Below are 11930 nucleotides of genomic sequence, written 5' to 3' on the forward strand. Positions count from 1 at the left end.
TCCAGGCGGCGGTCGCCAAACCGCCCCAGCAGCAGATCCATCGCCATCTCCCGTCAGATGAACCCAATGAATCAGAGCTCGTCCACTCGCTCAATCGAGATGTGTGAACCTGCTAGCCCAAAGGGAGAGGACCTAGGCCGCCATTCACCGGCTCCGCCAGATACGCGTGGATCGCCACCACCATCTGCGCCCCTTCACCCATCGCCTCGGCGACCCGCTTGAGCGATCCCGCCCGCACGTCGCCTATCGCGAACACGCCGTGGCGGCGGGTCTGCAGCACCGGGGTCCCAAGCGACAGGTGCGGACCCGTGCGCACGAAGCCGTGGTTGTCGAATTCGACATGGCACTGGGCCAGCCAGGCGGTGTTGGGCTGGGCCCTGATGAACAGGAAGAGATGGCTGATCGGGCTGCAATGTTGCTCGCCGGTGTCCAGGTGGCGGCGGTGCACGGCGCTGAGCTGGCCGTCCTCACCATCCAGCTGGATGGTCTCTCTGCGGGCCAGCAGCTCGATATTGGGCGAGCTCCCGATGCGGTCGATCAGGTAGCGCGGCATGCTGGCGTGCAGGCTTTCGCCGTGCATCACCGTCCGTACCTTGGCGACCTGGCTGGCCAGATAGACCGCCGCCTGGCCCGCCGAATTGCCGGCCCCAACCAGCGCCACCGCCTGGCCCGCGCACAGCTTGGCCTCGAGCGGCGGGTCCAATAATGCACTGAGCTGCCCTCGAACTGGTCGAGATTGGCGACCTCCAGCCGCCGGTAACGCGCGCCGCTGGCGATCACCACGGCCTTGGCCTGGGTGGTCTCGCCGCTGGTCAGCTGCAGGTGATAGCCGGTGCTTTCGCCATCACAGTCGAGCGTCGCCACCTCGTCGGGGATCGCCAGATTGGCGCCGAACTTCTGGGCCTGGTTTTAGGCCCAGGCCATCAGGGCCATGCCAGACACGCCGGTGGGAAAACCTAGATAGTTCTCGATCCACACCGAGGCGCCCGCCTGGCCGCCGAACGCCCGGGTGTCGAGCACCAGAACCGACAGTCCTTCGGAGGCCGCGTACACTGCGGTGGCCAAGCCCGTCGGACCGGCTCCGACCACGGCGACGTCGTAGATCCGGTCCGGATCCAGCTTGCCGACCATGCCGAGGTCGCCGAACCGGCGGATGCGATCGATCTCCTCCGGCGTCAGGCGGGGAAACATCTGGTCGCGGCGGGTGTCAATGATGGTGGCCATGGGGACAGAGTGCGTCAGGCGAACGTTGAGGTCATCTTCAACGTGCTGGCCGTCCCGTTGGCGACGACGGACGCGACGACGCGCCCACCTGCAAGGCGACCTCGGCGGCTTGGCGCCGCGACGGCGACCTTGGCAAGATCATGACATCAGGGTCATGACCTCGAATTAAGTCGTTTCTCGATAAGGGCCCGGCTAACTTTCCCTCAACAAACCATTCGTTCGAGGGACTTCCATGCGCGCACTTCTGATCCTGGCCGCCGGCGCCGCTGCTCTTGGCTTTGCCGGAGCCGCCCAAGCCGACCCGTCCGTGAAGATCAAAGACGCCGTCGCCCGGGTGGTGGTGATCCCCGAAGCCCGCGGAGACGTGAAGGTCGAATTTCTGACCACCAACCAGAACCTGCCGCTCACCGTTCGCCAGAACGGCTCGGAGACCATCGTCGACGGAGGCCTGAGGATGAACCGCATCAATGGCTGCAACTCGGTGATGGGCAGTCTGACGGTCCACGTGCGCGGGGTCGGCGACGTGAAGTGGGAAGACATGCCGCAGATCGTCATCCGCACGCCGATGAACGCCGAGATCGCCGCCGCCGGCGCGGTGTTCGGCAGCGTCGGTCGCACCGACAAGCTGGAACTGGCCAACGCCGGCTGCGGCGATTGGACGGTCGCCAACGTCAAGGGCAAACTGGAACTGAGCCAGGCGGGCTCGGGCGACACCAAGGCCGGTAGCGCCGGCTCGGCCGAGATCAATATCGCCGGCTCGGGCGACGTGAAGACTCAGGAGATCGGCGGCGATCTGGAGGTCAATATCGCCGGCTCGGGCGGGGTGAACACTGCTAGCGTCGCGGGGGCCATCGACGCCAACATCGCCGGCTCCGGCGACGTGACCATCCTGGGCGGCCGCGCGCGGTCGGTGGATGTCAGCATAATGGGCTCGGGCGACGTCGACTTCGGCGGGGTGGCCGGCAAGGTCGATGTGTCGGTGGCCGGTTCGGGCGACGTGCGCATCGCCAAGGCCGAGGGTCCGGTCAGCAAGTCGGTCGCCGGCTCTGGCGACGTGATCATCGGTCGCTAGACGACGCTCTATATATAGAGAGAGCGAAACGCCCCGGAGCCTGAGCTCCGGGGCGTCCCTTTGTCCGCTGGTGGCCAACGGTGTCCGTGTTAGCGGACGCCGAAGCCAAACAGGCTGTCGGCGTCGATCAGGTCGGCGCCGGCCGCGTCGCGGGCCTTCAGGCTGCCGCCGAAGGTGTAGCGGAAGCCCACCTTCACGGCGTCTGCCTTCAGGTCGGCCAGGTCTTCGGATTCGGTGTGGGTGTACTTGCCGAAGGTCGACCAGCCGGTGTTGGCGAACTTGTATTCCCCGCCGGCATTGACGTCCCAGATGTCGGCGTTGAAGCCGGCGTCGGCGTCGAGCTTGGAATAGCCGGCGCCCACGTCCAGACGGAAGTCGTCCGAGGCGAAGTAGCGGGCTTCACCGCGCACGGCGTACAGGTCGGCGTCCAGGTCGTTCGACTGGCCATAGGCGACGAGGCCGTTCAGCGTGACGTTGGTAAAGTACTTGCTGGCTTCAGCGCCGACGGCCCAGAGGGTGTCGTTCGACGGACGCGACAGGGCCGCGAAGCCGCCGACGCGAACGGTGTCGCCGACCTTGGTGGTCAGGTGAGCGGCGGTGGAGGCGACGGTCTCGTCGCTGATGTCGTTGTCGTTGACCGTGACGGCGCCGTTCAGGGTCACGGTCCAGGCGCCGGTCGGGATGGCGACGTTGCCGTCGACCTTGACCGAGGTGCCGTTGGCGTCGCCAAAGCCGGTGTCGATGTCGGTATAGTTCACGGCGGCGCCGACCGAGCCGATGTTCTGGGCGAAGGCTGGGGCGGAGACGGCCAGCGCCAGGACGGCGGCGGCGGCAAAGAGTTGGGTCTTCATAGTGGGTAATCCCCTTACTGTGTGGCCTCGATCGGCGGGCGGTCGTTTTGGGGAGGGCCGCCCGTCCGTCGAGGAGGGGCGGATTTATGGAGCTTTGGCTGGGTTCACAACCCGCGCCCAGTGGGTGAGCGGCGAATTGATGCAGTTTTGTGACACTTGCGGTGACGGGCTGGCGTACCCTACGCCTAAGCGCGCACGTTCATGCCTCCTCTTCTCAAGCAGGACGCACGTTTCGTCCGACAGCGCTAATTGTCGCCTCGCGTTCCCAAACTCCCTCCATCCTGGCGAAATCCGGGACCCAAGCCGTGGCGCTGGCCTTCTTGCGAGCGAGCGATCAAACTCAGCTTTGGTCTCGGCCTTCGCCGGGGATGAGGGGAGGAGAGGGGCCCTTGGCCTGTCTCCCCAACGTCGCCCAAAACCGGCCCCGAACCGCTTGACGAAACCGATTCTGGCACGTAAAAGCCCCACTCTGTTGGATCGGCTGTGAACTTTCGGGTTCAAACGCGGTCCGCGAACGACTTCGGGCAGCGCCTTTTGGGGCGCAGTTTTCAGTCACCGGCCCTAGCGGGTGACCGCCGGGGCCTATTTGTTTTGCGGACGCTGCGTGCGGAGTTCTCTCTTTGGAGGGGTTCCGGGTTGGTCTTTGAAATGGTTCGAGACGCGGGCGCAGCCCACTAGGAAACCGAGCGATATGGATCGTCAGAACATCCGCATCCGGCTCAAGGCCTTCGATCACCGCGTGTTGGATCATTCCACGCGCGAGATCGTCAATACGGCCAAGCGCACGGGTGCGACGGTACGGGGTCCTATCCCCCTGCCCACGCTTATCGAGAAATTCACCGTCAACCGCTCGCCGCACGTCGACAAGAAGTCGCGCGAGCAGTTCGAGATCCGTACGCACAAGCGCGTCCTCGACATCGTTGATCCGACTCCGCAGACCGTGGACGCGCTGATGAAGCTCGACCTCTCGGCTGGCGTCGACGTCGAAATCAAGCTGTAAGGAGAGCCGAACAGATGACTCTCCCCGCACAACGCACAGGCGTTCTCGCCAAGAAGCTGGGCATGACCCGGTTCTTTGACGAAGCCGGACAGCACATCCCCGTCACCGTCCTTTCGCTGGACGGCTGCCAGGTGACGGCCCAGCGCACGGTCGAGAAGGACGGTTACACCGCCCTGCAACTCGGCGCCGGCGCCAGGAAGCCGAAGAACACCCCGAACGCCATGCGCGGTCACTTCGCCAAGAACTCGGTCGAGCCCAAGCGGGTCGTCGCCGAATTCCGCGTTGATGAAGCCGCCCTGATCGAAGTGGGCGCGGAATTCACCGCCGACCACTACGTCGCTGGCCAGAAGGTCGATATCCAAGGCGTCACCGTCGGTAAGGGTTTCGCCGGCGCCATGAAGCGTTGGAACTTCGGCGGTCTGCGCGCTACCCACGGCGTCTCGGTCTCGCACCGTTCGCACGGCTCGACTGGCCAACGCCAGGATCCGGGTCGTACGTTCAAGGGCAAGAAGATGGCCGGTCACCTGGGTCAGGAAACCGTCACCACCCTGAACGTCACCGTCTGGAAAGTGGACGTTGAGCGCGGCCTTATCCTGGTCAAGGGCGCCGTCCCTGGCTCGGAAGGCTCGTACGTCAAGGTTCGCGACGCGATCAAGAAGGCCGCTCCGGCCGATCTGCCGCGTCCGGGCGCCTTCCGTTCGGCTGGCGCAGCTCCGGCCGAGGCCGCTGCTGAAACCCCCGCTGAAGAAACCTCCGCGGCGACGACCGAAGAGGGCGAAGGCTAATGAAACTCGACGTCATCAATCTGGACGGCGGCAGCGCTGGCTCCGTTGATCTCGACGACGCCATCTTTGGCATCGCCGACATCCGCAGTGACATCCTGCAACGCGTCGTCACCTGGCAGCTGGCCAAGCGCCGCTCCGGGAACCACAAGATTCAGGTTCGTAACGAGGTCTCTCGTACGGGCAAGAAGATGTACAAGCAAAAGGGCACCGGCTCGGCTCGTCACGGTTCGCGCCGTGCGGCTCAATTCGTCGGCGGCGCCAAGGCTCACGGCCCCGTCGTGCGCAGTCACGCGTTCGATCTTCCCAAGAAGATCCGCGCCATGGCTCTGCGCCACGCTCTGTCGTCAAAGGCCAAGGCCGGCTCGATCATCGTGCTGGATAACGTGGCTCTGACCGATCCGAAGACGGCCGCCCTGCGCGCCAACTTCGACAAGATGGGCCTGAAGAACGCCCTGGTCATCGCGGGTCCGGAAGTGGACGGTAACTTCAAGCTCGCCGCCCGCAACATTCCGAACATCGACGTGCTGCCGAACGCCGGCCTGAACGTCTATGACGTGCTGCGTCGCCATACCCTGGTCCTCACCAAGGACGCGGTGGAAGCGATCTCGGCGCGCTTCGCTGAGAAGGAAGCCGCGTAATGGCCGCTACCGCCCGCCACTACGACACGATCCTGTCGCCGGTGATCACCGAGAAGGCCACCCTGCTCAGCGAGCAGAACAAGGTTGTCTTCCGGGTGTCCGCCGATGCGTCGAAGGACGAAATCGCCGCCGCAGTCGAAGAGCTGTTCAAGGTCAAGGTCACCAAGGTCAACACCATGGTCACCAAGGGCAAGACCAAGCGCTTCCGCGGCATCATCGGACGCCGTTCCGATGTCAAAAAAGCCATCGTGACCCTGGCCGAAGGCCAGTCGATCGACATCACGACGGGGCTCTAACCAGATGGCCTTGAAGCATTATAATCCGACTAGCCCGGGCCAACGCGGCCTGGTGCTGATCGACCGCAGCGAGCTCCACAAGGGCCGCCCGGAAAAGAAGCTGGTTGAAGGTCTGACCAAGTCGGGCGGCCGTGGCGGCAATGGCCGCATCGCGGTTCGCTTCCGCGGCGGCGGCGCCAAGCGTCTTTACCGTCTGGTCGACTTCAAGCGTCGCAAGCAAGGCACGGCCACCGTCGTTCGCCTTGAATATGATCCGAACCGCACCGCCTTCATCGCCCTGATCAAGTATCAGGAAGATGGTGAGCTCTCCTACATCCTGGCCCCGCAGCGCCTCAAGGCCGGTGACGAAGTCGTCACCGCCGACAAGGTCGACGTGAAGCCGGGTAACAGCTCGCCGCTGCGGACGATGCCGATCGGCACGATCATCCACAATGTCGAGCTCAAGCCCGCCAAGGGTGGCCAGATCGCGCGTTCGGCTGGCGCCTATGCCCAGCTGGTCGGTCGTGACGCCGGTTACGCCCAGATCCGTCTGAACTCGGGCGAGCTGCGCATGGTGCTCGACACCTGCCTGGCCACCGTGGGCGCCGTGTCGAACCCGGACCACTCGAACCAGAACCTCGGCAAGGCCGGTCGCGTTCGCCACATGGGCCGTCGTCCTCACGTTCGTGGCGTCGCCATGAACCCGGTCGATCACCCCCACGGCGGCGGCGAAGGCCGTACCTCCGGCGGTCGTAACCCGGTGACCCCGGCCGGTAAGCCGACCAAGGGCGCCAAGACCCGCGTCAACAAGGCCACGGACAAATATATCATCCGTTCGCGCCACAAAGCGAAAAAGGGCCGCTAAGCCATGACCCGCTCCGTCTGGAAAGGCCCGTTTGTCGACGGGTACCTCCTGAAGAAAGCCGATGTCGCCCTGGCGTCGGGCCGCAAGGATGTGATCAAGACCTGGTCGCGTCGCTCGACCATCATGCCGCAGTTCGTCGGCCTGGTGTTTGGCGTGCACAACGGTCACAAGCACATCCCCGTCTCCGTGTCGGAAGACATGGTCGGCATGAAGTTCGGTGAGTTCGCACCCACCCGCAGCTTCCCCGGCCACGCCGCCGACAAGAAGGCGAAGAGGAAGTAGGCCATGAGCCAAGCTAAACAAGCTCGCCGCCTGCCGGCCAACGAGGCGATGTGCAAGGTTCGTACCCTGCGCACCAGCGCTCGCAAGCTGAACCTGGTCGCCCAGTCCATTCGTGGTCTGAACGTCCAGCGCGCTCTGAACGAGCTCGAATTCAGCCACAAGCGTATCGCTCAGGATGTCCGCAAGGCGCTGTACTCGGCCATTTCCAACGCCGAGAACAACCACAACCTCGACATCGACTCGCTGGTCGTCGCCGAGGCCTATGTGGGCAAGAATCTGGTTATGAAGCGCTTCTCGCCCCGCGCCCGCGGCCGTGCGACGCGCGTTGAAAAGCCGTTCTCCGAGATCACCATCGTGGTCCGCGAACTGGGTGAGGCCGCCTAATGGGTCAGAAAGTCAATCCAGTCGGGCTGCGGCTCGGCATCAATCGTACCTGGGACAGCCGTTGGTTCGCCGACGGCGCCCAGTACGGCAAGCTTCTTCATCAGGACCTCGCGGTCCGCACGATGCTGAAGAAGCGCCTGTATCTGGCCGGCGTGTCGCGCATCATCATCGAGCGTCCGCACAAGAAGTGCCGCGTCACGATCTATGCGGCGCGTCCCGGCGTGATCATCGGCAAGAAGGGCGCCGACATCGACAAGCTCCGCAAGGACCTGTCGGTGATGACCGAAGGCGAGGTTCACCTGAACATCGTCGAGATCCGCAAGCCCGAAACCGACGCCCAGCTGGTGGCCGAGTCCATCGCCCAGCAGCTTGAGCGCCGTATCGCCTTCCGTCGCGCCATGAAGCGGTCGATCCAATCGGCCGTTCGTCTTGGCGCCAAGGGCATCCGCATCAACGTGTCGGGTCGCCTCGGCGGCGCTGAAATCGCGCGGATGGAATGGTATCGCGAAGGTCGCGTGCCGCTCCACACCCTGCGCGCCGACATCGACTACGGTTTCGCGGAAGCCAAGACCACCTACGGCATCATCGGCGTGAAGACCTGGATCTTCAAAGGCGAAGTGCTGGACCACGACCCGATGGCGCTCGACAAGCGTCTCGCCACTGAATCCGGCCCGGCCGGCGAAGGTGGCGGACGCGAGCGCGGCGATCGTCCCGACCGGGGTGATCGCGGCCGTCGCGATCGGGGCTAAGGATAGAGCGCTATGCTGTCACCGAAAAAAACCAAGTTCCGCAAGCAGTTCAAGGGCCGTATCCACGGCACTTCGAAGGGCGGCACCCTGCTGAATTTCGGCTCCTACGGCCTCAAGGCCGTTGAGCCGGAGCGCATCACGGCGCGTCAGATCGAAGCGGCTCGCCGCGCGATCACTCGCCAGATGAAGCGTCAAGGCCGTGTCTGGATCCGTATCTTCCCCGACGTGCCGGTCACCGGCAAGCCGGCCGAAGTCCGGATGGGTAAGGGCAAGGGCGCCGTCGACCACTGGGCCGCTCGCGTGGCTCCGGGTCGCATCATGTTCGAAATCGACGGCGTGCCGGACGATGTCGCCCGCGAAGCGCTGCGCCTCGGCGCGGCCAAGCTGCCGATCCGTACCCGTGTCGTCACCCGCATCGACGCTGGTGCGGCTCTGGAGGCCGAAGCGGCATGACCAAGATTGCTGATATCCGGGGCATGACGCCTGACCAACTCGCCGAGCAGCTGCTCAGCCTCAAGAAGGAGCAGTTCAACCTGCGCTTTCAGGCCGCGACCGGTCAGGTGGAAAAGACCCACCGCGTTGGCGAGATCCGCAAGGATATCGCCCGCATCAAGACCGTGCTGCGCGCCAAGGCCGCGGCTTAAGGAGAACGATATGCCCAAGCGTATCCTCGAAGGGGTTGTCGTCTCCGATAAGGGCGACAAGACCGTAGTGGTCAAGGTTGAACGGACCATCGTTCACCCGCTGCTGAAGAAGATCGTGCGTCGGTCCAAGAAGTACCACGCACATGATGAGAGCAACTCGTACAAGGCTGGTGAAGTCGCCCGCATCGTCGAATGTGCTCCGAAGTCCAAGCTGAAGACCTGGGAAGTCCTTCCCAAGGTCTCGGCTTAATCTGGAAGGTTTGAACCATGATCCAGATGCAAACTAACCTGGAAGTCGCCGACAACTCCGGCGCTCGCCGGGTCATGTGCATCAAGGTGCTGGGTGGGGCGGGTCGCCGCTACGCCAGCGTCGGTGACGTGATCGTCGTGTCCGTGAAGGAAGCCATTCCTCGTGGCCGCGTGAAGAAGGGTGACGTGCTTCGCGCCGTCGTCGTTCGGGTCAACCAAGGCATGAAGCGTAAGGACGGGTCGCTGATCCGTTTTGACAAGAACGCCGCGGTCATCGTCAACAAGCAGAGCGAGCCGGTCGGCACGCGGATTTTCGGCCCGGTTCCTCGTGAACTGCGCGCGAAGAACCACATGAAGATCATCTCCCTCGCCCCCGAGGTGCTGTAATGGCTGCCAAGATCAAAAAGGGCGACCGCGTTGTTGTCCTGGCCGGCAAGGACAAGGGCAAGCAAGGCGCTGTGACCCAGGTCATCGTCAAGGCGAACCGGGTCCTGGTGCAAGGCGTGAACCTCGTTCAACGCCACACCAAGGCCACCCAAGCCGATCCGCAAGGCGGCATCAAGAGCAAGGAAGCCGCGCTGCACGTCTCGAACGTCGCCATCGTGGATTCCAACGGCAAACCCACCCGCGTCGGCTTCAAGGTTGAAGGCGACAAGAAGGTGCGTTTCGCCAAGACCACGGGCGAGGTGATCAATGGTTGATCAAGCTTACGAGCCGCGGCTGAAGTCCGAATATCGCGCGCGCATCCGCGCCGCTTTGAAGGAACAGTTCGCGTACACCAACGAAATGCAGATCCCCAAGCTGGACAAGATCGTCCTGAACATGGGCATCGGCGAAGCTGTGGCCGACTCCAAGAAGGCCCAGACCGCGCTGAAGGATCTGATGGCCATCGCTGGCCAGAAGCCGGTCCCCACGAAGGCCCGCAAGTCGATCGCCGGCTTCAAGCTGCGCGAAGGCATGGTGGTCGGCGCGAAGGTGACCCTCCGCAAGGACAAGATGTACGAGTTCCTCGACCGTCTGGTCACGATCGCGCTGCCGCGCGTGAAGGACTTCCGCGGTCTGAACGGCAAGAGCTTCGACGGTCGTGGCAACTACGCCATGGGCCTGAAGGAGCACCTGGTGTTCCCGGAAATCAACTATGACCAGATTGAACAGATCTGGGGCATGGACATCATCGTCTGCACCACTGCGAAGACCGATCAGGAAGCCAAGGCTCTCCTGAAGGAATTCCAGTTCCCGTTCACGAATTAAGAGCGGGCAGGGAAAAGCACCATGGCAAAGAAAAGCGCTGTAAATCGCAACCTCGCGGTCAAGGCCCTCGTCAAGCAGTATGCCAGCAAGCGCGTCGCGCTGAAGGCGATCGCCAATGACGAAAGCCTGCCGCTCGAAGAACGCTTCGAAGCCCGCCTGAAGCTCGCGAAGCTTCCGCGCAGCTCGTCCGCCGTTCGCATTCGTAACCGATGCGAAGTGACGGGCCGCCCGCGCGCCTATTATCGCAAGCTGAAGATGAGCCGGATTGCGCTCCGCGAGCTTGGCTCGTCGGGCCAGATCCCCGGCCTCGTCAAGTCGAGCTGGTGAGGACGATCAGATGTCGATGAACGATCCCCTGAGCGATATGATCGCTCGCATCAAGAACGCCGCCACGCGCAAGCGCGCCAAGGTCGCGACGCCAGCTTCGAAGCTGCGCGCCCGCGTCCTGGACGTGCTGGCCGACGAAGGCTACATCCGCGGTTATTCGCTCGTGGAAAAGCCCGGCGCGTTCCCCGAATTCGAGATCGAGCTCAAGTATTTTGACGGTGAGCCCGTGATCGCCGAAATCGCACGCGTGTCCAAGCCGGGCCGCCGCGTCTATTCGTCGATCAAGGACCTGAAGCCGATCAAGAACGGCCTTGGTATCTCGATCCTTTCGACGCCGAAAGGCGTCATGTCGGACTCCGCCGCCCGCGACGCTAATGTCGGTGGCGAAGTCCTCTGCCGCGTCTACTAGGCGCGGGAGGGAAAAAACATGTCACGGATCGGTAAGAAAGCCGTCGCGATCCCCTCGGGCGTGAATATCACGCTCGACGGGCAGACCGTCACGGTCAAGGGCCCCAAGGGTCAGCTCTCCTGGACCATCGCGGAAGAGATCACCATCAGCCAGGAAGGTTCCGACCTTCTGCTGGTGGCCCGCGATGACAGCAAGCGCGCCAAGTCGATGTGGGGTCTGTCCCGCACGCTGGTCGCCAACATGGTGCAGGGCGTCACCACTGGCTTCGAGGAAACCCTCGAACTGGTGGGCGTTGGTTACCGCGCCGCGATGAAGGGCGACGCGCTCTCCATCCAGCTCGGTTTCTCCCACGATGTGAACGTCGAGCCTCCGGCTGGCGTCACCTTCGCGGTGCCCAAGCAGACCGAAATCAAGATCGCCGGCGCTGACAAGCAGGCGGTCGGCGAGATTGCCGCGAAAATTCGCCGCATTCGTCCGCCCGAGCCCTACAAGGGTAAAGGCGTGCGGTATGCTGGCGAAAAGGTTCGCCGCAAGGAAGGCAAGAAGAAGTAAGCCATGGCGCTCTCACCTCGCGAATCCGCCGTGCGTCGTGCCCAACGCACCCGCACCCGCCTCAAGGCCCTGTCCAATGGTCGACCGCGTCTGTCGGTCTTCCGTTCGTCCAAGAACATCTACGCCCAGGTCATCGATGATGAACGCGGCGTGACCTTGGCCTCGGCTTCCACCCTCGAGGGGGAAGCCGCGACCAAGGGGGCGGACAGGGACGCGGCCGCCCTGGTCGGCAAGCTCGTCGCCGAACGCGCCATCGAAAAAGGCGTCAAGGACGTCGTCTTCGATCGCGGCGGCTATATATTCCACGGTCGGGTGAAAGCCCTGGCCGACGCCGCGCGCGAAGCCGGCCTGAATTTCTAAGGGAAATCACAGC

22 protein-coding genes and 1 pseudogene are annotated in these 11930 nt (G+C 63.7%); 20 read left to right on the forward strand and 3 right to left on the reverse strand.

Translation table 11 applies throughout. The features are described from left to right. Nucleotides 1–112 precede the first annotated feature (112 nt). Together ACP696_RS00005 and ACP696_RS00010 are read right to left on the reverse strand one after the other, a co-directional pair. Nucleotides 113–703: an NAD(P)/FAD-dependent oxidoreductase gene (locus ACP696_RS00005; protein ID WP_426011824.1), complete on the reverse strand. Its 591-nt coding sequence runs from the start codon at nt 701–703 to the stop codon at nt 113–115. A gap of 206 nt (nt 704–909) precedes the next feature. Next, nucleotides 910–1224, reverse strand: coding sequence for an NAD(P)/FAD-dependent oxidoreductase (locus tag ACP696_RS00010; RefSeq protein ID WP_426011823.1), 315 nt, complete (start codon nt 1222–1224; stop codon nt 910–912). A gap of 232 nt (nt 1225–1456) precedes the next feature. Here ACP696_RS00010 and ACP696_RS00015 point away from each other — a divergent pair, with 232 nt between their 5' ends. After that, entirely contained in the window at nt 1457–2296 is an 840-nt protein-coding gene (locus tag ACP696_RS00015; protein WP_426011822.1) for a GIN domain-containing protein, read from the forward strand. Nucleotides 2297–2385: 89 nt separating this feature from the next. Here ACP696_RS00015 and ACP696_RS00020 read toward each other — a convergent pair whose 3' ends face one another. Next, nucleotides 2386–3147 carry a hypothetical protein gene (locus tag ACP696_RS00020; protein WP_426011821.1) on the reverse strand — a complete coding sequence of 254 codons (762 nt, stop codon included), beginning with the start codon at nt 3145–3147 and terminating at the stop codon, nt 2386–2388. A gap of 578 nt (nt 3148–3725) precedes the next feature. Between ACP696_RS00020 and ACP696_RS00025 the strand changes: the two are divergent. The 19 genes and pseudogenes from ACP696_RS00025 to rplR all read left to right on the forward strand — a co-directional run. Continuing rightward, nucleotides 3726–3825, forward strand: a pseudogene (locus tag ACP696_RS00025) (hypothetical protein); the annotation flags it as partial. 13 nt (nt 3826–3838) lie between these two features. Next, nucleotides 3839–4147, forward strand: coding sequence for a 30S ribosomal protein S10 (gene rpsJ / locus ACP696_RS00030; protein WP_004616952.1), 309 nt, complete (start codon nt 3839–3841; stop codon nt 4145–4147). A gap of 14 nt (nt 4148–4161) precedes the next feature. Continuing rightward, nucleotides 4162–4932, forward strand: a complete 771-nt coding sequence (gene rplC, locus ACP696_RS00035) for a 50S ribosomal protein L3 (RefSeq protein ID WP_426011820.1) — start codon at nt 4162–4164, stop codon at nt 4930–4932. Further along, nucleotides 4932–5570, forward strand: coding sequence for a 50S ribosomal protein L4 (gene rplD / locus ACP696_RS00040; protein WP_426011819.1), 639 nt, complete (start codon nt 4932–4934; stop codon nt 5568–5570). The genes rplC and rplD overlap by 1 nt, the downstream gene beginning before the upstream one ends. Further along, complete coding sequence (locus ACP696_RS00045; RefSeq protein ID WP_419251732.1) at nt 5570–5866, forward strand: 50S ribosomal protein L23; 297 nt, start codon at nt 5570–5572, stop codon at nt 5864–5866. The genes rplD and ACP696_RS00045 overlap by 1 nt, the downstream gene beginning before the upstream one ends. Before the next feature lie 4 nt (nt 5867–5870). Continuing rightward, entirely contained in the window at nt 5871–6710 is an 840-nt protein-coding gene (gene rplB / locus ACP696_RS00050) for a 50S ribosomal protein L2 (RefSeq protein WP_426011818.1), read from the forward strand. Nucleotides 6711–6713: 3 nt separating this feature from the next. After that, the gene (gene rpsS / locus ACP696_RS00055) at nt 6714–6992 is read left to right on the forward strand and encodes a 30S ribosomal protein S19 (protein WP_007662753.1); all 279 of its coding nucleotides are present in this window, start codon (nt 6714–6716) and stop codon (nt 6990–6992) included. 3 nt (nt 6993–6995) lie between these two features. Beyond that, nucleotides 6996–7376: a 50S ribosomal protein L22 gene (gene rplV, locus ACP696_RS00060; protein WP_007662752.1), complete on the forward strand. Its 381-nt coding sequence runs from the start codon at nt 6996–6998 to the stop codon at nt 7374–7376. After that, entirely contained in the window at nt 7376–8125 is a 750-nt protein-coding gene (rpsC, locus tag ACP696_RS00065; RefSeq protein ID WP_426011817.1) for a 30S ribosomal protein S3, read from the forward strand. The genes rplV and rpsC overlap by 1 nt, the downstream gene beginning before the upstream one ends. A 12-nt stretch (nt 8126–8137) precedes the next feature. Further along, on the forward strand, nt 8138–8578 hold the full coding sequence (gene rplP / locus ACP696_RS00070) for a 50S ribosomal protein L16 (protein ID WP_426011816.1): 441 nt from the start codon (nt 8138–8140) through the stop codon (nt 8576–8578). After that, a complete protein-coding gene (gene rpmC / locus ACP696_RS00075; RefSeq protein WP_035049361.1) occupies nt 8575–8769 on the forward strand; it encodes a 50S ribosomal protein L29 in 195 nt (64 codons plus the stop codon). Before rplP ends, rpmC begins: the two co-directional genes overlap by 4 nt. A gap of 10 nt (nt 8770–8779) precedes the next feature. Further along, nucleotides 8780–9019 (forward strand): 30S ribosomal protein S17, encoded by a 240-nt coding sequence (rpsQ, locus tag ACP696_RS00080; protein ID WP_426011815.1) that lies wholly within the window; start codon nt 8780–8782, stop codon nt 9017–9019. A 17-nt stretch (nt 9020–9036) separates the two neighbouring features. After that, a complete protein-coding gene (gene rplN, locus ACP696_RS00085; protein WP_007662742.1) occupies nt 9037–9405 on the forward strand; it encodes a 50S ribosomal protein L14 in 369 nt (122 codons plus the stop codon). After that, nucleotides 9405–9719, forward strand: a complete 315-nt coding sequence (rplX, locus tag ACP696_RS00090; RefSeq protein ID WP_426011814.1) for a 50S ribosomal protein L24 — start codon at nt 9405–9407, stop codon at nt 9717–9719. The genes rplN and rplX overlap by 1 nt, the downstream gene beginning before the upstream one ends. Continuing rightward, nucleotides 9712–10269: a 50S ribosomal protein L5 gene (rplE, locus tag ACP696_RS00095; RefSeq protein WP_426011813.1), complete on the forward strand. Its 558-nt coding sequence runs from the start codon at nt 9712–9714 to the stop codon at nt 10267–10269. The genes rplX and rplE overlap by 8 nt, the downstream gene beginning before the upstream one ends. A 21-nt stretch (nt 10270–10290) precedes the next feature. Beyond that, entirely contained in the window at nt 10291–10596 is a 306-nt protein-coding gene (gene rpsN, locus ACP696_RS00100; RefSeq protein WP_007662736.1) for a 30S ribosomal protein S14, read from the forward strand. A 10-nt stretch (nt 10597–10606) separates the two neighbouring features. Continuing rightward, the gene (rpsH, locus tag ACP696_RS00105; protein WP_012285676.1) at nt 10607–11005 is read left to right on the forward strand and encodes a 30S ribosomal protein S8; all 399 of its coding nucleotides are present in this window, start codon (nt 10607–10609) and stop codon (nt 11003–11005) included. Between the two features lie 18 nt (nt 11006–11023). Beyond that, a complete protein-coding gene (gene rplF / locus ACP696_RS00110; RefSeq protein WP_426043348.1) occupies nt 11024–11557 on the forward strand; it encodes a 50S ribosomal protein L6 in 534 nt (177 codons plus the stop codon). Between the two features lie 3 nt (nt 11558–11560). After that, nucleotides 11561–11917, forward strand: a complete 357-nt coding sequence (gene rplR, locus ACP696_RS00115) for a 50S ribosomal protein L18 (protein ID WP_426011811.1) — start codon at nt 11561–11563, stop codon at nt 11915–11917. Nucleotides 11918–11930 lie beyond the last annotated feature (13 nt).

Origin of the sequence: Caulobacter sp. DWR3-1-2, from assembly GCF_049896225.1 — a bacterium.
In the GTDB taxonomy this organism is placed as follows: domain Bacteria; phylum Pseudomonadota; class Alphaproteobacteria; order Caulobacterales; family Caulobacteraceae; genus Caulobacter.